At 64.8% G+C, this 24,176-nt stretch carries 19 protein-coding genes; 13 read left to right on the forward strand and 6 right to left on the reverse strand.

Annotated features, from left to right (window positions below):
• Window positions 1-158: 158 nt before the first annotated feature.
• The 6 genes from HHL14_RS26405 to HHL14_RS26430 all read left to right on the forward strand — a co-directional run bounded on the left by HHL14_RS26405 (window position 159) and on the right by HHL14_RS26430 (window position 5,474).
• Window positions 159-512: a hypothetical protein gene (locus tag HHL14_RS26405; protein WP_169500542.1), complete on the forward strand. Its 354-nt coding sequence runs from the start codon at window positions 159-161 to the stop codon at window positions 510-512.
• A 97-nt stretch (window positions 513-609) separates the two neighbouring features.
• A complete protein-coding gene (locus tag HHL14_RS26410; RefSeq protein WP_329601735.1) occupies window positions 610-2,433 on the forward strand; it encodes an RHS repeat-associated core domain-containing protein in 1,824 nt (607 codons plus the stop codon).
• Window positions 2,433-2,765 (forward strand): hypothetical protein, encoded by a 333-nt coding sequence (locus HHL14_RS26415; RefSeq protein WP_169500543.1) that lies wholly within the window; start codon window positions 2,433-2,435, stop codon window positions 2,763-2,765. Before HHL14_RS26410 ends, HHL14_RS26415 begins: the two co-directional genes overlap by 1 nt.
• A 296-nt stretch (window positions 2,766-3,061) precedes the next feature.
• Complete coding sequence (locus HHL14_RS26420; RefSeq protein WP_169500544.1) at window positions 3,062-3,340, forward strand: hypothetical protein; 279 nt, start codon at window positions 3,062-3,064, stop codon at window positions 3,338-3,340.
• A gap of 8 nt (window positions 3,341-3,348) precedes the next feature.
• On the forward strand, window positions 3,349-3,663 hold the full coding sequence (locus HHL14_RS26425) for a hypothetical protein (protein WP_169500545.1): 315 nt from the start codon (window positions 3,349-3,351) through the stop codon (window positions 3,661-3,663).
• 89 nt (window positions 3,664-3,752) lie between these two features.
• On the forward strand, window positions 3,753-5,474 hold the full coding sequence (locus tag HHL14_RS26430) for a PepSY-associated TM helix domain-containing protein (RefSeq protein WP_169500546.1): 1,722 nt from the start codon (window positions 3,753-3,755) through the stop codon (window positions 5,472-5,474).
• A gap of 254 nt (window positions 5,475-5,728) precedes the next feature.
• On the opposite strand, the gene HHL14_RS26435 is transcribed toward HHL14_RS26430, so the two are convergent.
• Window positions 5,729-7,924, reverse strand: a complete 2,196-nt coding sequence (locus HHL14_RS26435) for a TonB-dependent receptor (RefSeq protein ID WP_169500547.1) — start codon at window positions 7,922-7,924, stop codon at window positions 5,729-5,731.
• A 326-nt stretch (window positions 7,925-8,250) separates the two neighbouring features.
• Between HHL14_RS26435 and HHL14_RS26440 the strand changes: the two genes are divergently transcribed.
• On the forward strand, window positions 8,251-8,682 hold the full coding sequence (locus HHL14_RS26440) for a response regulator (protein ID WP_206002527.1): 432 nt from the start codon (window positions 8,251-8,253) through the stop codon (window positions 8,680-8,682).
• 96 nt (window positions 8,683-8,778) lie between these two features.
• Here the strand turns inward: HHL14_RS26440 and HHL14_RS26445 are convergent, their stop codons facing one another.
• Together HHL14_RS26445 and HHL14_RS26450 are read right to left on the reverse strand one after the other, a co-directional pair.
• Window positions 8,779-9,573 carry a DUF4410 domain-containing protein gene (locus HHL14_RS26445; RefSeq protein ID WP_169500549.1) on the reverse strand — a complete coding sequence of 265 codons (795 nt, stop codon included), beginning with the start codon at window positions 9,571-9,573 and terminating at the stop codon, window positions 8,779-8,781.
• Between the two features lie 789 nt (window positions 9,574-10,362).
• A complete protein-coding gene (locus tag HHL14_RS26450; protein WP_169500550.1) occupies window positions 10,363-10,836 on the reverse strand; it encodes a hypothetical protein in 474 nt (157 codons plus the stop codon).
• Between the two features lie 314 nt (window positions 10,837-11,150).
• Between HHL14_RS26450 and phaP the strand changes: the two genes are divergently transcribed.
• The 3 genes from phaP to HHL14_RS26465 all read left to right on the forward strand — a co-directional run bounded on the left by phaP (window position 11,151) and on the right by HHL14_RS26465 (window position 13,834).
• On the forward strand, window positions 11,151-11,576 hold the full coding sequence (phaP, locus tag HHL14_RS26455) for a phasin family protein (RefSeq protein ID WP_169500551.1): 426 nt from the start codon (window positions 11,151-11,153) through the stop codon (window positions 11,574-11,576).
• Between the two features lie 525 nt (window positions 11,577-12,101).
• The gene (locus tag HHL14_RS26460; RefSeq protein ID WP_206002533.1) at window positions 12,102-12,551 is read left to right on the forward strand and encodes a DUF2844 domain-containing protein; all 450 of its coding nucleotides are present in this window, start codon (window positions 12,102-12,104) and stop codon (window positions 12,549-12,551) included.
• A gap of 11 nt (window positions 12,552-12,562) precedes the next feature.
• Window positions 12,563-13,834: a DUF3443 domain-containing protein gene (locus HHL14_RS26465; RefSeq protein ID WP_169500553.1), complete on the forward strand. Its 1,272-nt coding sequence runs from the start codon at window positions 12,563-12,565 to the stop codon at window positions 13,832-13,834.
• 173 nt (window positions 13,835-14,007) lie between these two features.
• Here the strand turns inward: HHL14_RS26465 and HHL14_RS26470 are convergent, their stop codons facing one another.
• The 3 genes from HHL14_RS26470 to HHL14_RS26480 form a co-directional block, all read right to left on the reverse strand.
• Complete coding sequence (locus HHL14_RS26470) at window positions 14,008-14,298, reverse strand: BON domain-containing protein (protein WP_407945310.1); 291 nt, start codon at window positions 14,296-14,298, stop codon at window positions 14,008-14,010.
• Window positions 14,299-14,419: 121 nt separating this feature from the next.
• Window positions 14,420-14,938, reverse strand: a complete 519-nt coding sequence (locus HHL14_RS26475) for an SRPBCC family protein (protein WP_169500555.1) — start codon at window positions 14,936-14,938, stop codon at window positions 14,420-14,422.
• 209 nt (window positions 14,939-15,147) lie between these two features.
• Window positions 15,148-16,341 (reverse strand): zinc-binding metallopeptidase family protein, encoded by a 1,194-nt coding sequence (locus HHL14_RS26480; RefSeq protein ID WP_230413214.1) that lies wholly within the window; start codon window positions 16,339-16,341, stop codon window positions 15,148-15,150.
• 572 nt (window positions 16,342-16,913) lie between these two features.
• On the opposite strand from HHL14_RS26480, the gene HHL14_RS26485 reads away from it, so the two are divergent.
• The 3 genes from HHL14_RS26485 to HHL14_RS26495 are packed head-to-tail and all read left to right on the forward strand — an operon-like array spanning window position 16,914 to window position 24,090.
• Entirely contained in the window at window positions 16,914-20,453 is a 3,540-nt protein-coding gene (locus tag HHL14_RS26485) for a transglutaminase family protein (protein ID WP_169500556.1), read from the forward strand.
• A 29-nt stretch (window positions 20,454-20,482) separates the two neighbouring features.
• Window positions 20,483-23,191 (forward strand): circularly permuted type 2 ATP-grasp protein, encoded by a 2,709-nt coding sequence (locus HHL14_RS26490; RefSeq protein WP_169500557.1) that lies wholly within the window; start codon window positions 20,483-20,485, stop codon window positions 23,189-23,191.
• Window positions 23,188-24,090 carry a transglutaminase family protein gene (locus HHL14_RS26495; RefSeq protein WP_169500558.1) on the forward strand — a complete coding sequence of 301 codons (903 nt, stop codon included), beginning with the start codon at window positions 23,188-23,190 and terminating at the stop codon, window positions 24,088-24,090. The genes HHL14_RS26490 and HHL14_RS26495 overlap by 4 nt, the downstream gene beginning before the upstream one ends.
• Window positions 24,091-24,176 lie beyond the last annotated feature (86 nt).

Here is a 24,176-nt window from a genome sequence, read left to right on the forward strand (position 1 = left end):
GTTTGCGCGTGCGTTTCGTTGACAGATCCAGACCAAGGCCAAGTTGTGCCATCACCCACCCCTTAAATTCTCCTGCTCCCAGGATAGTCCACCCTCACATCAATGCCAGGAATTTTGCAGACTTTCCTTAACGGGCCATCGAAGATTAGACAACTTCCATGATGCAGAACTACTTAGTTTGGGGAACCGTTGAAAACTTCGCATCCCGCTACGAAAGGATGGATGATGACGGTAACTTTGTTCCCGACGTCAAATCGCAGGAAATCGTTAGGCGATCACTGGTTGCGCTTCGGCGATTCTTCGCAGACAACGAGTTGGTGACCGTGAAAATGTTTGATGCCAAAGGCGATCTGATTGACCGTGAATATCGAAAGGACGATTTCACGGCGGAGGGAGTCGAGTTGATACGCCGGAAAGAAGGTGCGTGGCTGAAATCGGAGGGATCGAAGAAGGACCCGCCGGACATGAAGCTGCTGGAGAAGGCGCTGGCTGAGATTCGGGCCGGGAAATAATGGAAAGGGGCCGCGATTGCGGCCCCTTTGTTCCTCTATCTGGATTGCGACCTGTACAGATCACTGACTGCGAATTCAAATCGACGGCGCGCCGCTGGTGGACTTCGAGCGCGACCGGCTGCACCGCGAGACGGGTCGCACGCATGCGGCTTTCAGCCAGGCGCGCGAATACGATCCGATGGGGCGGCTGGCGCGGTTCACGGTGAAGCAGATGGGCGCGGCCAGCCCACATGAGCGCATTGCCGAGCGGCGGCTGCATTACAGCGCGGCGGGCCACCTCACGCGTATCGATGATCACGCGCGTGGTGCGACGGATTACACCTATGATCCGGTCGGGCGGCTGCTGAAGTCCGTGACGCCGGACCTGACCGAAGTCTTTGCGTTCGACCGGGCAGGCAATCCGGTCGACCCGGAGAAGGTGCCGCCGAGGCCGGAGGTCGAGACGCCGGAAGAACAGGCGTCGCGCTTCGCGCGGGAGCGTGCCGAGGACGCCGCATGGCTGCGGGCGAATCCTGGCGAAAAATATCCACCGCTGCGTTACAACAGGCGAGGCGTGGAGGATACGCGCAGGCTGGACGCATGGGAGGCGTCGCTGCCGAAGTGCATCGGCAACGTGCTGAAGGGGCTGAACCGCACACGCTATGCACACGATGCGCATGGCAACCTCGTGCGGCGGGTCGATCCGGACGGCACGACGTGGCTGTACGGGTACGACGCAGCGAACCGGCTGATCGAAGCGAAGCGCTATGCGAAGCCGCCGGAGGCGGATGAGCTGGCGCGTAGGGAACCGGTGGCGGGTGGTGGTGCGCGGTTCGTCGATGGGAGTGTGCGGCCGCTGCTGGAAGTGAGTTTTGCGTACGATGCGTTTGGGCGACGCACGAAGAAGAAGGTGACGCGACCGGATGGCGGGATCGAGCGCACGTTCTTCACGTGGGACGGCGATGTGCTGCTGATGGAGGAGCGCTTCCGGCTGCCGGTGAAGCACGAGCATGTGTATCGCGGGCTGGAGTTCCGCAGGGCGCAGATCGTGCGGGAGGAGCCGGAGGATGTGTATTCGCTGCCGGTCGCGCAGCGCATGCATACGCTTGACACACATCATGAGTGGCAGGCGGCGTCGCTTTATCTGCACGAGCCGGGATCGTTCGTGCCGCTTGCGCGGCTTGACGAGAAGCTGGTGGAGCCGGCGTTTCTCGCGACGGGTACGGACGGGCGTTTTGTGCAGGTGGCGGCGAGGACGCGGCATGCCACCTACTTCTACCAGAATGATCACCTGGGCACGCCGCAGGAGATGGTGGACGAGTCGGGCAAGGTGGTGTGGCTTGCGCGGTACAAGGCGTGGGGTGAGGTAAAGCGTGCGCCGTATGGCAAGGCCGATGCGGTTGGCGCGGATAACCGGATCCGGTTCCAGGGGCAGTATCATGACGAGGAGACGGAGCTCGCCTATAACCGGCACCGGTACTATGATCCGCAGAATGGGCGGTTCATTACGAAGGATCCGATTGGGTTGGCGGGTGGGATCAATGTCTACCAGTACGCGCCAAACCCTATCGGGTGGGTCGACCCCTTAGGACTGGATCGAATCACTAATGCGGTTGAAGGTGCGCGGCGTGAGGACGTGTTCAACGCGCGCATGAAAGCGCAGCATCCGAATGCGACAATCCAGTGTCAGTGCTACTTGCGCAATGCGCGAGGCCAGTCCGTGAGAGACCCGGATACGGGTGAGCGTCGGCGGATCGATACGGCAGTAATTGAGAACGGGCAGGCGCAAACCTACGAAGTGACGAGCCCGACAGCCGATAAGGTTGACCAGCTTGCCAAGGAAAACCGGATCTTAGGTATCGGCGGAACGTTTGTACGAAATAGAAGCACTGGTCAATTAGTACCCGTGAATGGTGCATCGGTTATCGAGAGAATTGAGTAATGCTAGACGACTACAAGATGTGGGATATAGACCAGTTACTGGGGTCATATATCAATGCTCCTGACATGGCTGCGTCTGTAAGGCAGAAGATGGAAAGCCTATTCTTGTTTCTTGAACGAAACTCGCTGCTGAAATGCAAGGTCAGTGACGGAAGCGGGAATATTGCGAGACGCTCACTCATGAGGAGTGAATTGACTGAGGAAGGAACCAAGCTCGCGAGCGGACCTAAGAACCTTGTACATCGATGGCTAGGAAGCAAAGCTTCGCAAAAAAACCCGCCGGACATGAAGCTGCTGGAGAAGGCACTGGCCGAGATTCGAGCCGGGAAGTAATGCAATGAGTGCTAGCTCATATGAACTGGCGGCGATACGGGTACGATTTGACGTCTGATCTACTCTGGTTAACTGTCGCGCGATGTCCGGGTGGCCTTGCTATGCAAGGCTTGATGACAGGTTGGTCAATGAGCGACACCTCTACGACGAAGAATTTAACCATTAACGATGCGTAGACGGGACTGCACTATAACCGGCACCCCACCGCCGCCACTCCCTCAGCACATTCCATGTATGATAATGATTCTCATTAATAGGCATTAAACCCCGCCCACTCCAGCCGTTTTCACCGAATCATGGGGAATCTTCCAATCGTCGCGCCGGCCGTCGCCGGCGCGTTGCTGTTTTATCTCGGCTCGCCCGGCCAGCGCTGGCTCCGCGCACCGTGGCCCGGTCGTCCGACGCGCATCGGCGCCGCTATTTGCGTTGCGCTGTCGGTGGTTTTCGCGGCGCGCGCGTTGCAGCCGGCGACGGCGCTGTCGGTCGTCGTGACGACGCTGATGGCGAGCCTCACCGCGTGGCCGTTTATCGGCGCGCTGCTCGAACGCAACCGCGCCCGGCGCCTCGCACGATGACGCGAACGATGACCCGCCCATCCGCCAGCCGGCGCGCGCCCGGTTCGATCGAGCGCGATCTGCTCGCCAGGTTCGTGGCCGGCATGCTCGGCGGTTTCGGCCTTGCGATCGCCGCGAGCGCGTTATTCGCGCGCTTCTCGTCGGGCGGTCTCGATGCGCCGAGCAAATTCCACGTCGCGATGTGGCTGGTGCCGCCGCTGTGGATCGCGATCGCGTCGGCTTCGTTCATGTTTCGCAGCGGCGCGCGTGCGTTCGGTTGGCTCGCGTTGAGCAACGTCGTCGCGTTCGCGCTCGTGCTGCTCTGTCAGCATGTGCCGTTCTGAGCGCCGCGCGCATGAGCGTGCGCTGCGTTCGCTAGCTTCCGTCATTTATTCCGCGAGCGGCGTGCCGCCCGTTTGATCCTCCTTTCAGCATGCGTAGCGACATTCTTCGCGTCTATAAGACCGTTCATACGTGGACTGGCATCGTCGCCGGTCTGCTGCTTTTCATCGCGTTCTACGCGGGCGCGATCACGATGTTCAAGGATTCGCTCAGCGACTGGACCACGCCGCCTACGGTTGCCGCGTCGCCGTCGGTGCCGCTCGAGCGCGCCGACGTCCTGATCGACCGCACGCTCGATGCGTATCCGGCCGCGCGCAAGTTGTTCACGCTGTCGCTCGTCGGCGATGATCGCGTGCGGCTTTCGTGGCAGTCCGCGCCGGGGCAGCGCTGGGATGCGTGGCTCGACGACGCTGGCCAGTTGCGCAGCGCGCAAAGCCGGCCCTCGGACGCGGCGCGCTTTATCGACGTGCTGCACATGACGGCCGGCGTGCCGGGCGGCTACGACGTCGGCATGGGCGTGATGGGCGTGGTGTCGCTGCTGTACGGACTCGCGCTGGTGTCGGGCGTGATCGTGCTGTTGCCGACGCTCATCAAGGATCTGTTCGCGCTGCGCATCGGCAAGAATCTGAAGCGGATGTGGCTCGACGCGCACAACGTGATCGGCATTCTGAGTCTGCCGTTTCATCTGGTGATGGCGCTGTCGGTGGTCGCGTTCGGTCTCGGCGATTACATCTTCAACGTGCAGGACAAGGTGATCTACGAGCGCGCGCTGCAGCCGATGATGCTCGCGCAGAATCCGTTCTTCGCGCAGGCACCGGTCGCGAAGAACGCAGCCTCCGAACCCGCGCCGACGATGCTGCCGCCCGCGCAACTGCTCGCCAAGGTGCACGAGCGCGCACCGCGTTTCGAGCCGACCGCACTGCGCTATCGTCGCGCGGGTCAGCCTGGCGCAACGGTGTTTGTGGCCGGCGACGATGCACGCTATCTGGCGCGCGACGGCGGCTTCGCATTGATGGACCCGTTCAGCGGCAAGTTTCTGAACGCGCAGTTCCTGCCGGGCGAAGGCAATGGCAACAACTGGTCGGCGTCGACGAGCGCGTTCTACGCGTTGCACTTCGGTAGCTATGGCGGCGCGCCGGTGCGCTGGGGCTATTTTCTGCTCGGGCTCGCGGGCGCGTTCCTGTTCTATTCGGGCAACCTGCTGTGGATCGAAAGCCGCCGCAAGGCGCTGCGACGCGACGGTATTGCCGTGACGCAGCGGCGTTCGACGTTCGTGATGGCGTCGCTGACGGTCGGCGTCGCGCTGGGCTGCATCTGCGGCATTTCGCTGACGCTGCTCGCGGGCAAGCTGCTCGCCGGACGCGTCGACGATCTGCATGCATGGCATATCGGCATCTACTACACGGTGTTCGTCGCTTCGATCGTGTGGGCGATGCTGCGCGGCGCCGCGCGTGCATCGGTGGAACTGCTCGCGCTCGCGACGGTTTCGACTGTGGCGATTCCGCTGGCGAGCGTGATCGGCGCGCTCGTGCCGTCGAGCGGTTTGTGGTTTTCCGCCGACGCGGGGCCGCTGGGCGTCGATATCGGCGCGGCGCTCGGCGCGCTGTGTTTTGCGTGGATGTGGCGCAAGACGCGGCAACGGGTGGTGGCAGGGCGGGTGGATAGCGTGTGGTCGCTGCGGGCGACGCAGCGCAGCGGACAAGCGGAGCATGAGGCGGCGGATACCGGCGAGAGTGTAACGAAAGAGGCGCAAGAGCCGCAAGAAACGAAAACGGCGGAACAGGTGGCGATCGATACGCAGCCGGGGCGATGAAGCTGGATTCGCACGTGCATTTGCTGGAATCTGCACATGAGTCCAGTCATGAGTGATCCTGAGCATTTTCCGCGTAGTCCCGGATAACCCCACCGGCAACCCGATAACAATAGCCAGCCATTCCCCCACAAAAAAATCGCCGCCGGGCCTCACAACCCGGCGGCGATTCTTTTCATGCCGCAAAAAACAAAGGCCGCCATCAAGGCGGCCTCCGTATCACGCCAGTCAAAAACCAGCGTCTGGTTTATCGCGTGTCAGAAATCCGTCGTCATCGACATCAGGAACGTGCGCGGCGCGCCCTGCGTCAGATAACCGCCGGTCGTCGACGCCCAGTACGACTTGTTCGCGACGTTCAGCAGGCTGGCGCGGAAGGTGGTCGGCTTGCCGAACAGCACCGTCGCGTAGCGCGCGCCGAGGTCGACCGTGTCCCACGTCGGGATCGACTGCGTATTGGTCGTGTTCAGATACTGCGGACCCGTGTGCGTCCAGCGCGCGGTCAGCGTCAGGCCGTTGAGCATCGGCACGTCGTATTCGGCGCCGACGTTGAAGATGAAGCTCGGCACGCCGATCGGACGCTTGCCGTCGGTACCGCTGTTGCCGGTATCGAGCTGCGTCGCGTTGATGTACGTCGCGCCCGCGATCAGGCGAATGCCTTTGTACGGCTCGCCGAACACGGCTGCTTCGATACCGCGATGCCGTTCGGTGCCGTCGGTGCCGAACACGTTCGCGCTACTCGTGACGGTCTGCGGCTTCTCGATCTGGAACGCGGCGATCGACGCACCGTACTTGCCGTTGTCGTATTTCGCGCCGACTTCATACTGCTTCGAGCGCTCGGGCGGCAGTGCCTGGCCGAAGTTCGCCGCGTACGACGGAGCGATCTGGCCGACCCCGAGCGCCTCGCTGCGATTCGCGAACAGCGCCACGTTCTGCCACGGCTTGACGACGAGGCCGAACAACGGCGTCGTGATCGACTCGTTGTAGTTCTGCGTCTGCTTGCCGGTGTAGTCGTAGTTGTTCGCGAGAATCGACTGATGACGCGCGCCAACCGTGAACAGCACGCGATCGTTCAGGAAGCCTAAGGTGTCGGACACGGCGACGCTGCGCATCAGCGTGAGCGAGGTGGTCTGCGGATCGTCCATGTTGCCGCCGGAGTACAGCGTCGGCGGGACCGCGACCTGCGGCGTGTTGTAGAGGCTGGTGTCGAACGAGCCGCTCATCGTGTAGGCCGACTGCGCGTCGACGCGCACGATCGACGCACCCGCCGTCACGAAGTGCGACACCGGGCCGGTGTTGAAGCGGCCGCGCACGCCGGCTTCGGCGGACGTCGCATCTTCCTTGTGCGGCACGGACAGGCGCGACGCGGTCGTGCCGGTGTTGCCGTAGTACGGCGACGCATAGTCGCCGTACTCGTTGGTGTGGCGCGTGCCGCCCGCGACGTACGCGGTCCAGTTCGGCACGAAGTCGTATTCCGCGCGCACGATGCCGACCGTGTCTTCGAGCGTCGTATTGGTCCACGTCTGCGCGTAGTTGTAGGTCGCCGACGGCGTTTCCGGCACCGTGTCGCCGTTCACGAACACGGTCGGGCGGCCGCCGTTCACGCGGTTGCGCTGATACAGGAAATCGCCGTACAGACGCAGCTTGTCGCCGCGCCAGTCGAGCGACACCGCGGTGGTGTTGTCGCGGCGATGTTCGCCGTCGACGGATGTTTCGCCGTCGCGATTCGCCTGGTTCACGCGGATGCCGAACTGGTCTTCGCTGCCGAAGCGGCGGCCCACGTCGACGTGGGCGCCGAACTCGCCCGACGCGCTGCCTTCGAGCGTCACGCTGGTGAGCGGCTTGTCGTCCGCGCGCTTCAACTGCAGGTTGATGCCGCCGCCGATCGCCGAGCTCGACGGCGCCGCGCCGCCGATGAACGCATTCGCGCCCTTGAACACGTCGACGCGTTCGAGCGCCCCGGTGTTCACCATCTGGCGCGGCGTGATGCCGTACAGGCCGTTCAGCGATACGTCGTCGCCGTACAGCTGGAAGCCGCGGATCACGAACACCTGCGCAAAGTTGCCGTAGCCGTACGCGGTACGCACGGACGGATCGTTCGCGAGCACGTCGGCGATCGTGCGGGCCTGCTGGTCCTGGATCAGCTTCGACGTGTAGGTGCTCATGCTGAACGGCATGTCGATGGTCTTCTGCTGACCGAACACGCCGAAATCGCCGCCGCGCGCAACCTGGCCGCCGCCGAAGGTCGGCGGCAGGTCGCCGGGCAGCACGTCCTTGGGCGCCTGCACCTTGACGGTCGGCAACGTGCTGTCGGTGGCGGCGGCCGGATCGGCGGATTGGGCGAAGGCCGCGGCCGGCGCGCTGAAAGCGATGGCGATGGCGGCGAGGATGGTGGCGCGATGCAGGGCAGCTTGGGCAGGCGTGGCCCGCGGGCGATTCAGGCGTGAAACGGACATGAATGGAAAGTTGGCGTGGTCGTCGATCTTCCGTCCCGGGGCGGTTCCTGGCACCCAGGCGGCATTTGTTCTTGGTCACGCGCGCACGACGCTGCGGTGCGATGTAAGCCGTCGGGGCGCGGAACGAAAGATTCGGCGGAATTATAGTGCAAATGGGAATCATTCCTATTGCATAAAAGCAACGATTTACATAATAGATGGGGGAAAGGGGGGGAAAGGGGGGGTAGATGGGGTCCGATTATCTGCGGGCAGAGATCGCTGCGCTGCGGCAAGCGGGGAACGCCGTTTGCTGGTCCGGCTGATTATTTTTATCGCAGGTTGTCCGCATGTCCCGAATCCCGTCTACCTGCCAGCGGTGGAGTGCCCGAGTCGTGCAGTTATTACACGAAGTGCCGCGCGTGCTTGTCGTCGACGACAACGCAAACGCGGCCGAAGCGCTCGCGACCTGGCTTTCCTACGAGGGCGTCGACGCGCGCAGCGCGGCCGGCTGTTCGGCGGCGTTGCGCTGCGTGCGCAACTGGGTGCCCGACGTCGTCGTGCTCGACATCATGATGCCGGAGCGCGACGGCTACGAAACGGCGAGCGCGCTGCGCCGCTATCTGCCGACGCATAGTCTCGGCATCGTCGCGTTCACGTCGCTCGACGAGGATCACGTCAAGGAAACCGGCCGCGAGCGCCACAATTTCGATGGCTATTGTCAGAAGGGCACGGCGCCGGCCGCGTTGCTCGCGCTCATTCGCGGGTTCTGGCGGCGGTAAAAAAAACGCGGCGGCGTGGAGACCACTCCACACCGCCGCGCTGACTACCGTGATGCTGCCGCAACTGTGCCGCAATACTGCCGCTCGATCCCGCGCTCAACTCTTCTGCGCATTCCCCGCCGACACGAAGCCCGCTTCGACGCCGAACTGCGTGACCTGTTTCGCGACCGCGTCGCCGAGGCGCTTCGCATCGGCCGACACGCCCGCGCGCTTCGTTTCCGCGACGCCATGCAGCCCCGCGCCCGCCGCCGCCGAGGTTGCCACGACGCCGGCTGCCGCGCCGACGCCGGCGGTTTCGACCATGCCGGGCATCTTGCCGCTGTCCGCGTGCGCGGTGAAGCTCTGCACCAGACGCGGCGCGCCGTCGGCCGGCTGGTAGAAGATCCGCACCGCGCTGCTCACCTCGCTCTTGCCCGCGCCGAGGCCGATCAGCATGCGGCGGCGGCGATTGCCGGAGTCGATCGTCTCGAAGCTGCCTTGCACCACCAGCGCGTTCTGGCCGGCGGGCAGCGGCCTGTCGAGGCGCACCGCGTTCAGTCCAGCCGAGCGCAGTTGCTGGACGATTTCGTCGGCGACCTGTTCGCGCACCTCGGCCGCGTCGTCGACCTGTTGCTGTGCGGTCGACGAACCCGACATCTGCGTCTTCAGTTTTTGCAGCATCCCGCTATCGAGCTTGACCTGCTGCGGATCGGCGTCGAACGTCGACACGTAGATCACCTCCGGATGCAGCGTCGCTTGCGCGCCGGCTTCGGCGCTCGCCGGCGCGTTCACCGCGCTGACGTTGGTGACGGCGGCGCCGGCGCAACCGCTCAGCAGCGCGCTGCCGCAGACGAGGGCCATGCAGGTGAAACGGACGGCGTTCTTTTTGATGAAGTTCACTGAAGTCGACATGATGATCCTGGGTTCCGGTTCGAAGTAATCGGCCGATGATCGGGCAACCGTGGGATCGTCGATCATCGGCGAAGGGATTCGCACGTGAAGCAGTGTCGATCTCATGCGTCGTTCGTTTCGTAACGCACCGGCAGCGAACGCAGTATGGGCGAGTCGCCGGTCGAACTCCATTCCACAATTATTTCGAGCGATGTCACGGTGAAATGAGGACGCGCGCAGCGTGCGTGCTCGGCGTTATGTGCGGCTTATGCGGGGCTCATGTGCGGCTCATGCGCGACGCAAAAAAGCCTAAGGGGTCGACCGCAAAAGCGTGAAAGAAGCGGAAAAACGGCGGAAAAGAAGCGATGAAAACGCGCGGGGGAGGAGGCAGAAAAGAGGCAGAAATAGCGTGATGCGGCGACCCGCCAAGCTCACGCGCCCGTCAGTTCAAAGCGAGTTTGACGATGCAGCACAGCACGAACACCAGCAGGGCGGCGGCAATGGCCATGTCCATCGGATAGCGCATTCCTTCACCTGCTTCTGGCGTTTTGGTGCTCCCATCCTAATCACCTGACGGAAGATGAGAAGCGGCAGTGTGACGGCAATGTGGGGCAGCTAACGTAGGCCGCGAAAGCCGCGCGGGGCGGGGCTGGGGGAGCGCTTCCAGTGGTTATCGAGTGGTCTGCGAGTGGTTACCGGGGGTATTAAACGCAGCGCAATTTTTGCTCGCTGCGGAGAAAAACCGCCGCGTTTGCACGCGGCGTCTGCTTTCTGATACGCGCTAAGGACCGGCTAAAAAACCGCCGCGATTTACTGCGTTTGCGTCGGCGGCTGACCCGGCGGCGTACCGCCCGACATCCCATGCGGCGCCTTGTTCGCCGCCGTGAGATCTTCGGCGAGACTGGTGCGCAGCGTCGCGATCGCCTGCTCGGGATTCGCGGGCTTCAGTTGCTCGCGCGCGAGCGAGTCGTACACGTAGTGGCGCAGCATCGGGTCCTGCGTCTTGTTCAGCACGTCGTGATAAACCGCGACGATCTCGCCCTCGTGCCCGCTCAGTGCATACAGGCGGCGCAGCTGTTCGAGATCGTTGATGACCGCGAAAGCCGGGCCGGGCTGACCCATCATCGGACCCATCGGACCAGGCCCATGCCCCGGACCTTCGCTGCGCGGGCCACCGCCGTGCATCGCGGCGGGCGGAGGCGGCATGCCCTCGTCGGCGAGCGCGGCCGTCGCGGTGATGCCCAGCAGCGCGACCAGTGCCGCGCGAAACAATGCTTTTTTCATGATGTCGCTCCCATCGAAACAGCCCGACCCACTGTGGGCCGGCACATCGGCAACGATAGACGAAGCGTCGAATAGTCGGGTTACTGAAATGCATCTGTAACTTACCGGACCTTGCAAGCGGGGGGCGTCGTCGCCAGGGTGAGCCCGGTGGCGCAATGCGGCCGGATAGCGCATGATTGTCCCGATGTGCCGTGCGACCCCAAAACCACTCTGCCGTGGCGGCAAGCACGGCACACGTCGTCGCCGGCCCCGGCGTCGCGCCTGTCGAGGGCGACGCGCAGGCGGCGAGTATTCAACCGCAAGGAGGATTTCGCATGGACCGACCTGAAGCCGCCAATCCGTTTGGCGATCTCACCAAAATGCTTGAGCAGTTCAAGCTCCCCGGCTTCGACGTGCCCGCCATCATGGAAGCGCGCCGCAAGGACATGGAAGCGCTGGTGCAGGCGAATCAGACCGCTTTCTCGGGGATGCAGTCGCTCGCGCAGAAACAGGCCGACATGCTGCGCGCAACGCTCGGCGAGCTGCAATCGATGACCGCGCAATTGTCGGCGGCCGGCACGTCGCCGTCGACCAAAACCGCCGAGCTGGTCCAGCAGAGCCTGCACAAGTCGCTCGCCGACATGCAGCAGCTCGCGCAGGCCGCGTATCAGACGCAGGCGGAGTCGTATGCGGTGATCGCAAAACGCGTCGAAGAGAACGTGCAGGAGCTCAAGTCGGTGCTGCAGCAGCAGAAGAAGTAACGGGCGCCAGACGTTCGACACCATTCCATGCCGCGGCTGGCCTTGTGCCAGCCGCGGCATTTTTTTGCCCGCTATCCGATAACGCCGCGCCCGCCAGTAGTCAGAGGAATTGGCGTTTGCGCAGGCTTTTATTCAGCAAATACTTACATTGTCGCGACGGCATCTCATGCTCGCCTAATTCTTACGCGCCGCATTTGAGATCCGTTGCACCCGTTCGCTTTAAACATCATAAGAAAACTAAATAGACCTCAAAGCATTGTCAGTAAAAGATTATCTTGAAATTAGTCAAACACAATCGAACGGCATCGCAAAACGCGTAGGTTTAAATCGCATCGCAAACGATTGCCGCGCGCCATCCTCCTCACTAAAGTTTCGCCCCGCCGTTCCGTCAACGCATTCACGCAGCCCAACCGGCGTGAAGGCAATCCGGCTCAGCCGGTCAGGTGTGCGCCCCCTAGTTTCGCGTTTGTGATCGGCCGATGCCGGTCACGGGCGTTTCACCTCGAAGGAAATCTCTTGAAACCGATGCTTCTTACCCGCATTGCGTGCGCAATGCTCGGGGCGGGCTGCGTGTTGCCTTTCGCCGCGCAGGCCACGCTCGGCCAGAACGCCAGCACCGTCGACGGCGATCAGGCGCGTCTGCATGCGGTCGCCCGCGCGGCCACCACGCAGGGCGCGTATTCGGTGCATCAGCTGACGCTGCCGTCGGGCACCCAGGTGCGCGAATACGTGGCGTCCAACGGCACCGTGTTCGGTGTCGCATGGGACGGCCCGACGCTGCCCGACCTGAAGTCGATGCTCGGCGCGTCCTTCGATGCCTACGTCGCCGCCAACGCGAGCCGGCGCGGCACGCCGCTCGCGGTGTCGAGTGACGAGCTGGTGGTGTTCTCGAGCGGTCATCTGCGCGCGTTCACCGGTTACGCGTATCTGCCACGCGCGGTGCCCGCGGGTGTCGACGTCAGCGTCATTCAATAACGGAGCGAATCATGCGATCCAGGTCTTCGTGGATGACTTTGCTGGGCGCTGCGCCCATCGTGGCTCTGGCGCTGCTGTTGAGCGCGTGCGGCGGCGGTTCCGGCGGCGCGAGCACGACCGCCAATTCCAGCACGGCCGCGCCGTCGGGCTCGACCGTGACCAACACGTCGCCGTCGCCGCAGGCGCTGGCCGCGAACGCGGTGAGCGTGACGGTCGACGCCGGCGTCAGCAACGTGCCGAACATGCCGTTCGTGAGCATCACGATCTGCGCGCCCGGCACCAGCAACTGCCAGACGATCGATCACGTGCTCGTCGATACCGGCTCGTGGGGCGTGCGCGTATTCGCGTCGCAACTGCCCGCCTCGATGAGCCTGCCGCAGCAGAAGGACGGCTCGGGCAACCTCGTCGCCGAATGCATGCAGTTCTTCGACGGCTACACGTGGGGCGCGGTGAAGCTCGCCGATCTGCAGATCGCCGGCGAGAAGGCATCGTCGCTGCCGATCCAGGTGATCGATCCGGGCTACGCGTCGCTGCCCGCCGACTGCGCGGCGGTCGGCGCATCGCGCAACACGCCGGGCGCGTTGCAGGCCAACGGCATTCTCGGCATCGGCGTGTTCAAGCACGATTGCGGCGCGAACTGCGTGCAGCAGGCGATCCCGGCGACCTACTACGGCTGCGCGAGCTCGGGCTGCACGTCGATTCCGCTTGCCGAGACCTATCAGGTCGCGAACCCGGTGCCTTACTTCACGACCGACAACAACGGCTCGATCCTCAGTCTGCCGACCGTGTCGGGTGGCGCGCCGTCGGTGTCGGGGCAGCTCGTGTTCGGCATCGGCACGCAGACCAACAACGGGCTCGGCAATGCGCAGGTGATCGGCGTGAATCCGTCGAACGGCACGTTCACGACGGTGCAGAACGGCACCACGTACCCGAGCAGCATCCTCGACAGCGGCTCGACGGGGCTGTTTTTCCGGACCACGCTGATGTCGGCGTGCGGGAATCCGAACGGCGCGTACTACTGCCCGTCGTCGACGCAGCAGCTGAGCGCGACGATCGAAGGCGTGAACGGCACGACCAGCGCGGTGACGTTCAACGTCGGCAACGCGACGTCGATCGCGCAGACCTATAGCGGCGACTCGGCGTTGCCGTTGCTCGCGGGGCCGGCGTTCGTGACGTCGACGGTATTCGACTGGGGGCTGCCGTTCTTCTACGGCCGCAGCGTGTACGCGGCGATCGAGCAGAAGGCGACGCCGGGTGGGAATGGGCCTTATGTCGCGTATTGAGTGCTGCGTGAACGTGCGTTGGAGCGTACGTTGAGCGTGGGTTGAAAGCGTTGTCGAGTGGTTGGGAAACTGAGCGAGAAAGTGCGAGAGCTGCCCGCTGCCGATTGGATCGGCGGCGGGTTTTTTTCTGGCGTGGCTTCGTTACGCGTTGGGCGTTATCGCACGATTACGCGTCATTGCGGCCTGAGCTGCAGCTCGTTGCTCAGGAATTGCACGCCTGGCACCGCGCGCGTCACGGCGAGCACCTGCTGCATCTGCGCGTCCGAATCCACGTAGCCCGACAACTGCACGACGCCGCGATACGTGGCCACGCTCATCGGCAACGCGCGCAGCGCCGGGTCCGCCGCAAGCGCCTGCTTGACGCGGCCGGCGAGCGCGGCGTCGTCGGTGGCGAACGTCGCCGATGTGTTCGGGGAGGGTCTTGTCGTGACCGTCGACGTCGATACGCAGCCGCTGGTGAGCATGAACACCGGTAACGCGAACATCGCGACGATCAGCAGCCGGCTTGTGAGGTATCGCGCGTTTTGCATGTCCCGCATGTCCCGCATGTCCCGCATGTCCCGCATGTCTTTTATGACCACCACACTACGCGCCCTCGACATACCGTTTGACGTTGGCGGCCTGCGCGGACCAACCGGCGTCGTTCATCATGAACGCACGTTGCCGGCGATGGACCGGCACATGCTCGAAACCCGATTCGACGATCGTGAGTAATGTGCCATCGGCAACGGCTTCCAGCTTGAACTCGACCCGCGTCGTCGGCTCGTTGTCCGGGTCGGCCTCGATGTCGATACCGTAAGGAATCCAGCGAAAGCTGAAGTAGCGCTCCGGCTCGATGCGCTCGACGGTGCAGAAAACGAGCGGCTTGGCGGGGACTCTGATCCGCGTCGGCGAGAGGCCGAGTTTGCGTTGGAATTCGAGAATCGCGGCTTCGTCGAATTCATGCGGGAAGCTGCCGGAGATTGCCTCGCCCTCGACGAACTCCCCCGCGAGTTCTATCCCGAACCACGAACCGAACTCGCGGGCGTCCGTCATGGCACGCCAGACGCGAGATACCGGCGCTTTCAGCGTGACTGTCTTCTCGATGTGGGTGATGGAATTCATCGGCATCCTCGATCTGAGATGGGGCTTTGACGTGCGATAGGCGGGTTGCCGTTCACTATAGGCAGGGCGCCTGGCATGTACAACCGTTGGCTTGCACAACGAACGACGCCTGGCGGATGCGCTGTTTTGTACGGCGGATCGGAGGAAGGGAACGCAATTCGACGACATGAACCCGTTGCGCCCGATGATGGGCTCGCGATACTCACCGCTCAGCCCGCGTCGTCGTTGAACTGGCGCTGCGGAGTGGCGGGGTCGTCGTTGGCGACGGTGTCGAGTGCGGCGGTACCTTGAGCGCCCTGAGTGACCTCAGCGCTCTCAACGCCCTCAACGCCCTTGCCCCGTCTTTCCCCCGCCGCCTCGATCACCCGATGCACGAAGCGCAGCTTGTCGACGACCGGCGCGGCGAGCGTAAACGGATAGCCGTCCGCCATCCCGAGACTGCGGTTCAGGCTGTTCAGCGCATAGGTCAGCGGAAACCAGCGCTTCATCAGATTGCCGAAGCTCGCGTCCTCGACCGGCGTGCGGTCGGTCAGCGTCGGTTCGTCCGGATCGTCGGGCAGCAGCGCGAGGCCGTACGACGTCGACGTATCGAGCACGTCGACGATCAGCAGATAGTGCGCCCAGGTCTCCGCCCAGTTCTCCCACGGATGCATCGTCGCGTACGCGCTGATGTACGACGCCTGCCAGTCGGGCGGCGCGCCGTCGCGGTAGTACGCGTTCAGCGCCGCGCCGTAGTCGGCCTGCTCGTTGCCGAACAACGCGCGAAACGGTTCGAGCCAGCGCGGCTCGTTTTCGATCAGCCGGCTGAAGAAGTAGTGGCCGGTCTCGTGGCGGAAGTGGCCGAGCAGCGTGCGATACGGCTCGCCCATCGCGGTGCGCACCTGCTCGCGGTGCGCGTCATCGGCCTCGGCGATGTTCAGCGTGATCAGTCCGTTGTCGTGGCCGGTCATCACCGGTGCGCCGTCGCCGCCGTCGGCGAGGAATTCGAACGCGAGGCCGCGCTCGGGGTCCGCGTCGCGAGATTGCACGTCGAGACCGAGTTCGGCCAGCGTGTACAGCAGACGCCGCTTCGCGACTTCCAGCCGATACCAGTAGAGACGGTTGTCCGGCGCGCTCAGGTTCGGGATCGTGCGGGTCAGCTGACACGCGCGACACAGCGTGTCCGGCGAATCGGCGGGGATCATCCAGTTGCAGACGTTTTCGATCGCGTAGTTGTGGCACTGACGGAACAGCGCGCCGTTTGCGCGGGGATGCAGACTGCGCCAGAGGTTCTCGCCGGCGGCGTCGAAGGCGCTGATCTCGCGGAGTTCGGGCACATAGCCGAGCAGCGATTCGCAGCGTTCGCAGCGTACGTTCTCGTAGAACACGAGTTGCGCGCAGCGATTGCAGTGGAAGGTTTTCATCGGGCGGGCCTCGGGTTAGCGGCGGTGGCGGTCAACGGCGGTGGACAAGGGTGGTGAAAAAAACGCGGCCGCAATCTTCATGCCGCGATTGCCAGCGCTCACCGCTTTAACGCACAGTACGGTCATGATCGTGCATCGGCGCTGCGCCGTGTTGGTGCATGGGTCGATGGCGATGCGGAAGAGGGCTCGCGGTCCGTTATGGTGGTGCTCGGGAAATGTCAGGAAAACGTCCTGGGCGCGTGCTGGCGTGTCTCGGCGTGCTCGGGGTTAAACCGGATAGCGGTTCGCGCGAAGCTCCGTGTGTCGCGACGAACTTCGCGGTAAGCAGATGCGAAAGCGAGACCGAAACCGTGCGCGGCCCTGAATGCAAGCGCAGGCCGTAGCGCGCTAGCGCGATTTGGGCGCATATGTCGCGTGAAACGTCGTTCGGACTGCTGCAAGCAGCAGATAGCAGCAGATAGCAGCAGATAGCAGCAGGCAGCACGCAACACCACGCAGTTCTCACAGGCGGTCGAACAACGGCATAGAGCTTGCTTTTTTGGCGGGCTGCCCATTTCGTCGAGGAGTCCGGAGTGTCCATACGCGTCGCGTTGCATCACGTTACTCATTACCGCTACGACAGGCGGGTGTCGCTGTCGCCGCAGGTCGTGCGGCTGCGGCCCGCGCCGCATTGCCGTACGCCGATCCTGTCGTACTCGCTGCGGGTCGAGCCGGTCAAGCACTTCATCAACTGGCAGCAGGACGCGTTCGCCAACTATCAGGCGCGGCTCGTGTTTCCCGAGCAGACTTGCGAGTTCAAGGTGACCGTCGACCTGGTCGCCGAAATGGCCGTCTACAACCCGTTCGATTTCTTTCTCGAACCGTCGGCCGAGCAGTTCCCGTTCGATTACGCGCCGGAGCTCGCCGCCGAACTCGCGCCGTACCGCATCCAGCGGCCGATGACGCCGCGCTTCGCCGAATTCGTCGCGAGCATCGACCGTACGCCGGCCGGCACCGCGAATTTTCTCGTCGCGTTGAACCAGCGGCTGCAGCACGAGATCCGCTACCTGATCCGGATGGAGCCGGGCGTGCAGACGCCCGAGCAAACGCTCGTCAACGCGTCGGGTTCGTGTCGCGATTCGGGCTGGCTGCTGGTCGAGACCTTGCGGCAACTGGGTTTCGCGGCGCGCTTCGTATCCGGCTATCTGCTGCAACTCGCGCCCGACGTCAAATCGATCGACGGCCCGAGCGGCACCGAAGTCGACTTCACCGACCTGCACGCATGGTGCGAAGTCTATCTGCCGGGCGCGGGCTGGATCGGCCTCGACCCGACCTCGGGGCTGCTCGCGGGCGAAGGGCATATCCCGGTCGCGTGCACGCCGGAGCCGGGCAGCGCGGCGCCGATCTCCGGCGCGGTCGACGAATGCGAGGTCGAGTTCGAGCACACGATGTCGATCGAGCGCGTGCTGGAAACGCCGCGCGTGACGAAGCCGTACAGCGAAGCCGCGTGGGACGACGTGCTGACGATGGGCGCGCAAGTCGACCGCGAACTCGCCGACATGGACGTGCGCCTGACGATGGGCGGCGAGCCGACCTTCGTGTCGGTGCGCGAGCGCGACGCCGCCGAATGGAACAGCGACGCGCTCGGGCCGACCAAGCGCGGCTATGCGGTCGCGCTGATGGACCGGCTGCGCGCGCGCTACGGCGCGAACGGCTTCCTGCATATCGGCCAGGGCAAGTGGTATCCGGGCGAGCAGTTGCCGCGCTGGGCGATGTCGCTGTACTGGCGCGCCGACGGCGAGCCGTGCTGGCACAACCCGGCGCTCTTCGCCGACGAACGCGAGCCGGGCCGCTACACGGCCGGCGACGCGCAACGCTTTCTCGCGCATCTGGCCGCGAAGCTGTCGGTGGACGCGGATTGCATCCAGCCCGGCTACGAGGACACCTGGTACTACCTGTGGCGCGAGCGTCGCCTGCCGGTCAACGTCGATCCGTTCGACGCGCGCCTCGACGACGAACTCGAACGCGTGCGGCTGCGTCGCGTGTTCGACGCCGGGCTCGGCAGCCCGACCGGCTACGTGCTGCCGATCGGCCGTGAGCCCGGCGCGTCGGGCAGCGTGCCGAAGTGGCTCAGTGGCCGCTGGTTCTTCCGCGACGAACGCATGTACCTGATCCCTGGCGATTCGCCGATGGGCTACCGGCTGCCGCTCGATTCGCTGCCGTGGGTGTCGAAGACCGACTATCCGTATCAGCACGCGCACGATCCGTTCGCGCCCGTAACGCCGCTACGCACGGCCGCGCAGTTGCGCGTGCAGTACGAGCCGGCGCGCGAGGGCGGCGAGCCTGCATCGGCCGATGCGCGGGACGTGCTGAACGCCGACCCGCGCCATGCAGCGGCACTGTCGCTCTCGGCCGCCGATCTGCTGAGCGGCATGCCGCATGGTGGCGTGCTCGCGTATGCGCGTCAGCCGCATGAGGGACTGGAAAACGCGCCGGAAAGCGCGCCAGAAAACGCCCAGCCGCCGGCGCGCGGGCAGTCGTCGCGAGACACGCTGCGCACCGCGTTGTGCGTCGAGGCGCGCGACCCGAAACGCGCGGCCGGTCCGCAAGCGGAAGCCGCGTCGTTCGGCAGCGGCTACACGTTGCTGCACGTGTTCATGCCGCCGCTCACCGATCTCGACGACTATCTCGACCTGCTCGCCGCCGTCGAGGCCACCGCCGAAGAGCTGAAGATGCAGGTCGTGCTCGAAGGCTATCCGCCGCCGCGCGACGTGCGTCTGAAGGTGCTGCAGGTGACGCCGGATCCCGGCGTGATCGAGGTGAACATCCATCCGGCCGCGAACTGGGACGAGCTGGTCGATCACACCGAGTACCTGTATGAATCGGCCGCGCACAGCTATCTGAGCAGCGAGAAGTTCATGCTCGACGGCCGTCATACCGGCACGGGCGGCGGCAATCATCTGGTGCTCGGCGGCGCGACGCCGGCCGACAGCCCGTTCCTGCGCCGCCCCGATCTGCTCGCGAGCCTGCTGGCGTACTGGCACAACCATCCGTCGCTGTCGTATCTGTTCTCGGGGCTGTTCATCGGACCGACCAGCCAGGCGCCGCGGATCGACGAAGCGCGCAACGATCAGGTCTACGAACTGGAGCTCGCGTTCGCCGAGTTGCAGCGGCAACTCGATCTGCTCGGCGGGCGCGACGGCGCGAACCTGCCGCCGTGGATGATCGATCGCGCGCTGCGTAACATCCTGATCGACGTGACCGGCAACACGCACCGCGCCGAGTTCTGCATCGACAAGCTTTATTCGCCCGACGGTCCGACCGGCCGCCTCGGTCTGCTGGAGTTGCGCGGTTTCGAAATGCCGCCGCACGCGCGCATGAGCCTCGTGCAGCAACTGCTGCTGCGCGCGCTGGTCGCGCGTTTCTGGCGCACGCCGTACACGCAGCGGTTGACGCGCTGGGGCACCGAGCTGCACGACCGCTTCCTGCTCGGCACCTTCGTGAAGATGGATTTCGACGACGTGCTCGGCGAACTGAACGAAGCCGGCTTCGCATTCGACGCCGCGTGGTTCGCGCCGCACTTCGAATTCCGCTTTCCGCTGGTCGGCGAGATGACGCTGAGCGGCATCGATCTGACGATACGCAACGCGCTCGAACCGTGGCACGTGATGGGCGAAGAGGGGGCAATCGGCGGCACGGTGCGTTATGTCGATTCGTCGGTCGAGCGGCTCGAGGTGCGCGCGCTGGGGCTGAATGGCAACCGCCACGTGCTGAGCGTGAACGGCGTGCCGGTGCCGCTGCAGCCGACCGGGCGCGTCAGCGAGTACGTGGCCGGCGTGCGTTTTCGCGCGTGGTCGCAGGCGTCGGCGCTGCATCCGACCATCGGTGTGCACGCGCCGCTCACGTTCGACCTCGTCGACACATGGACCGGCCGCTCGCTCGGCGGATGCCAGTATCATGTCGCTCATCCGGGCGGGCGCAACTACCAGACCTTCCCGGTCAACGCCTACGAGGCGGAAAGCCGGCGGCGCGCGCGCTTCTTCGCGTCGGGTCATACGCCGGGGCCGCTCGCGGTGGGCACGCCGCAGCGCAGTCTCGAGTTTCCGTTCACGCTCGACCTACGCCGTAGTTGAAAACGATGCGTCACTGACACCACACGATCTTGGCCTTTCAATCGACTTTGCCTTTCGAAGCGTCCGCGCAGCGTGCGGATGCTTCGTCCTTGCTACGGTTGCTGCCGGGCCACGATGGACATTGGGACGAACTGCGCGACGCGTCGGGCGCGCTGCGCGAACCGTGGCGGCAGTTCTTCGCGCTGCTCGGCGAAGACGGCATCGCGCGGCTCGCGGACCATAACGCGTCGATCGCGCAGCAGATCCGCGACAACGACATCAGCTACAACGTCTACGCGGACAACGGCAAGTCGCGGCCGTGGGCGCTCGATCTGCTGCCGTTCCTGATCGGCGAGAGCGAGTGGGCACGGATCGAGCGCGGCGTCACGCAGCGCGCGCATCTGCTCAATGCGATCGTCGCCGATATCTACGGACCGCAGACGCTGCTCGAACATGGGCAACTGCCGCCCGCGCTGGTGTTCGGGCATCCGGGCTATCTGCGCTCGGTGAAGGGCTTCGCGCCGCCGCGCGGCCAGTACTTACAGGTCGTCGCGCTCGATCTGGCGCGCTCGCCGGACGGCGACTGGAGCGTGATCGCGCAGCGCACCGAAGCGCCGTCGGGTCTCGGCTATGCGCTCGAAAACCGCCTGATCGTATCGACGCTGTTCGCCGAGCCGTTCCGCTCGCTGCGCGTGAGCCGCCTCGCGCCGATCTATTCGCAACTGATCGCGACGCTCGTGCAGACCGCGCAGGCGACGTTGCGCGACGGCGAGGGCGGTGCCGCTTCGGCATCCTCAGCGTCTGCTTCTTCTGCGGCCTCCGTTACCTCGCCGCATATCGCGCTGCTTACGCCGGGGCCATACAGCGAGACCTATTTCGAGCACGTGTTTCTCGCGCGCTATCTCGGCGTCACGCTGGTCGAGGGCAAGGACCTGACCGTGCGCGGCGACCGGCTCTATCTGAAGACGCTCGCCGGGCTCGAACGCGTGCACGTGGTGCTGCGCCGTCTCGACGACGCGTTCTGCGATCCGGTCGAGTTGCGCGCCGATTCGACGATCGGCGTGCCCGGCCTGTTGCAGGTGATGCGCGCGGGCAATGTGATCGTGTCGAACGTGCCGGGTTCGGGTTTCGCCGAATCGCCGGCGCTGCACGGTTTCATGCCGGGCATCGCCGAAGCGCTACTCGGCGAGGAACTGCTGCTGCCGGGCGTGCCGACCTGGTGGTGCGGCGAAGCGGCGGCGCGCGAGCAGGCCTTCGCGCAACTCGACGACGCGTTCATCGTGCCGACGTGGCCGCTCGCGGGACGCGATGCGCCGCCCGGCATCGAAGGCGGCAGGCAGTCGCTCGCGGCATGGCGCGAGCGCATCGACGCATTGCCCGATGCGTTCACGATCCAGCAGGAGCAGCGCTTTTCGTGCACGCCGCGCTATGACGCGGGCACGATCGGCGGGCGGCCGTCGGTGTTGCGCGTCTATGCGATCGCCGATGTGAACGGCGGCTGGCACGTGATGCCGGGCGGCTTCACGCGCGTGGCCGCCGAGCGGCAAACCACGGTATCGATGCAGCACGGCGGCAGCAGCGTCGATACATGGGTGCTGTCGAGCCAGCCGAGCTCGACGTTCACGCTGCTGCCGTCGCCGATGCAGCCCGCCGATCTCGCGCGCAAGCATCGCACGGTGTCGAGCCGCGCCGCCGAGAACCTGTTCTGGGCTGGGCGCTACGGCGAGCGCGCGGAAAACAACGTGCGGCTGCTGCGGCTGATTCTCGGCTCGCTCGAAGGCAACGATGCGGAGGCGATGTTTCCGACGCTGATCGAACTCGCGACGTGGTGTGGTCTCGTGCAGCCCGGCGATCTGGCGTCGCCGAATGGCGTGTCCGCCACGCCTTCGCCGCGCGGCTTCGAGCGCGCGCTGGTCGCGAATCTCGGCGAAAGCGCGGGCAGCGTGAGCATCAGTCAGAATCTCAATTGCCAGGCGCGCGCGAACGGTGAGGTGCGTGGGCGTTTGTCGAACGATCACTGGCGCGTGATTCTCGCGGCGCGCAACGACTTCCAGGACGCGTTGCAGACGTTGCTGCCGAATGGAGCGAACGGTGGAGCGAATGGCGGAAGCGGGGCAGGCGCCGGTGGTGCTAATGGTGCCAGTGGCGCGAGCGCGTTCGAACGCTACGACCGTGTGACGCTTGCGAATGCGCTGGAGCATCTGTCGGTGCAACTGTCGGCGATCAGCGGCGCGCAGGGTGATCGCATGACGCGCGATGAAGCGTGGCGGCTGCTGTTCGTCGGCCGTCATATCGAACGGGTCGCGACGATGGCCGCGTTCGTGCGCGGGGTCGCCGCGAACGGACAACTGGCGACGCCCGCCGGCTTCGAGCTGCTGCTGCAACTGTTCGATAGCACGCTTACGTATCGATCGTTGTATCCGGGGCGTTTCGAAGTGCCGGCGCTGCTCGATCTGCTGGTGATCGAACCGCACAATCCGCGCGGGATTTATGGGGTGTACGAACGATTGCGCAACAAGCTCGACGAGATCGCGGTGGCGGCGGGCGGCGCGCGGCATCGACCGTTCGCGGAACTGCTGCCGCCGGTCGAGCTGCTGCCGTCGCTCGAATCGCTGTGCGCGGTCGATGAACACGGCGGCTACGGCAAGCTGATTGCGCTGTGCGATCAGATCGGCGGCTTTGCGAATGCGGCCGCGCAGGAGATCAGCGCGCGCTATTTCAGTCACGCGACCACGGTCGCCTCGCAGGTGTGGGTATGAAGAACGCGCCGACGGTGCTGTCCGTTTCGCATCGGACCACTTACCATTATTCGACCTATGTCGAGACCGCCCAGCATCTCGCGACGATCCGGCCGCTCGCGTGTCCGTGGCAGCGCGTGGTGACGCGTAGCGAGCGGATCGAGCCGGAGCCGTCGTATCTGCACAGCCGTATCGATGCGTTCGGCAACGACGTGCTGTACTTCGCGCTCGATACGCCGCACGAGCGCCTGCAACTCGTCAGCGAAACCACGGTCGCGCTGACGCCGCGCTGGACCGATCTCGATGCCGACGCGACGCCCGCCTGGGAGACGGTCGCCGACGCGCTGCGCTTTCGCGTGGGTGGCCAGTTCCGGCCCGAGGCGGAATTCTGTTTCGCGTCGCCGAACATCGCGCTGCGCCCGGCGTTGCGCGACTACGCGTTGCCGAGCTTCACGCCGGGCCGGCCGCTCGTGGCGGGCGCGATCGATCTGATGCATCGCATTCACGAGGACTTCGCGTACAAGCCGTCGGCGACGCTGTTCGATACGCCGGCCGAGCGCGCGTTCGAGTTGAAGAGCGGCGTGTGCCAGGATTTCGCGCAGGTGATGATCGGCTGTCTGCGTTCGCTCGGCTTGCCGGCGCGCTATGTGAGCGGCTATCTGCGCAACGATCCGCCGCCGGGACAGCCGAGGTTGATCGGCGCGGATGCGTCGCATGCGTGGGTGTCGGTGCATTGTCCGGCCAGCGGCTGGATCGATCTCGATCCGACCAACGACGTGCTCGCCGATCTCGATCATGTGACGCTCGCGATCGGGCGGGATTACAGCGACGTGTCGTTGCTGCGCGGGACGATTCTCGGCGGCGGCGCGCACCGGATGGAGGTGGGGGTGACGGTGCTGGCGTTGGGCGAGGGGGCGTAATCGGTTTGCCGGCGGGTTGCTGGTGTCGGGCCGTGTCGGTTCGCGTATCGGAACTCCACGTTCTTCGGCCATAATGGCTGAAAACA

This window comes from Paraburkholderia antibiotica (assembly GCF_012927125.1).
GTDB classification, from domain to species: domain Bacteria; phylum Pseudomonadota; class Gammaproteobacteria; order Burkholderiales; family Burkholderiaceae; genus Paraburkholderia; species Paraburkholderia antibiotica.

Bases quoted from the DNA above. Each gene is read 5' to 3' on its own strand.
- HHL14_RS26405 (WP_169500542.1), top strand. From the start codon at position 159: ATGATGCAGAACTACTTAGTTTGGGGAACCGTTGAAAACTTCGCATCC.
- HHL14_RS26415 (WP_169500543.1), top strand. From the start codon at position 2,433: ATGCTAGACGACTACAAGATGTGGGATATAGACCAGTTACTGGGGTCA.
- HHL14_RS26420 (WP_169500544.1), top strand. From the start codon at position 3,062: ATGGGGAATCTTCCAATCGTCGCGCCGGCCGTCGCCGGCGCGTTGCTG.
- HHL14_RS26425 (WP_169500545.1), top strand. From the start codon at position 3,349: ATGACCCGCCCATCCGCCAGCCGGCGCGCGCCCGGTTCGATCGAGCGC.
- HHL14_RS26430 (WP_169500546.1), top strand. From the start codon at position 3,753: ATGCGTAGCGACATTCTTCGCGTCTATAAGACCGTTCATACGTGGACT.
- HHL14_RS26435 (WP_169500547.1), bottom strand. From the start codon at position 7,924: ATGTCCGTTTCACGCCTGAATCGCCCGCGGGCCACGCCTGCCCAAGCT.
- HHL14_RS26440 (WP_206002527.1), top strand. From the start codon at position 8,251: ATGTCCCGAATCCCGTCTACCTGCCAGCGGTGGAGTGCCCGAGTCGTG.
- HHL14_RS26445 (WP_169500549.1), bottom strand. From the start codon at position 9,573: ATGTCGACTTCAGTGAACTTCATCAAAAAGAACGCCGTCCGTTTCACC.
- HHL14_RS26450 (WP_169500550.1), bottom strand. From the start codon at position 10,836: ATGAAAAAAGCATTGTTTCGCGCGGCACTGGTCGCGCTGCTGGGCATC.
- phaP (WP_169500551.1), top strand. From the start codon at position 11,151: ATGGACCGACCTGAAGCCGCCAATCCGTTTGGCGATCTCACCAAAATG.
- HHL14_RS26460 (WP_206002533.1), top strand. From the start codon at position 12,102: ATGCTTCTTACCCGCATTGCGTGCGCAATGCTCGGGGCGGGCTGCGTG.
- HHL14_RS26465 (WP_169500553.1), top strand. From the start codon at position 12,563: ATGCGATCCAGGTCTTCGTGGATGACTTTGCTGGGCGCTGCGCCCATC.
- HHL14_RS26470 (WP_407945310.1), bottom strand. From the start codon at position 14,298: ATGCTCACCAGCGGCTGCGTATCGACGTCGACGGTCACGACAAGACCC.
- HHL14_RS26475 (WP_169500555.1), bottom strand. From the start codon at position 14,938: ATGAATTCCATCACCCACATCGAGAAGACAGTCACGCTGAAAGCGCCG.
- HHL14_RS26480 (WP_230413214.1), bottom strand. From the start codon at position 16,341: ATGAAAACCTTCCACTGCAATCGCTGCGCGCAACTCGTGTTCTACGAG.
- HHL14_RS26495 (WP_169500558.1), top strand. From the start codon at position 23,188: ATGAAGAACGCGCCGACGGTGCTGTCCGTTTCGCATCGGACCACTTAC.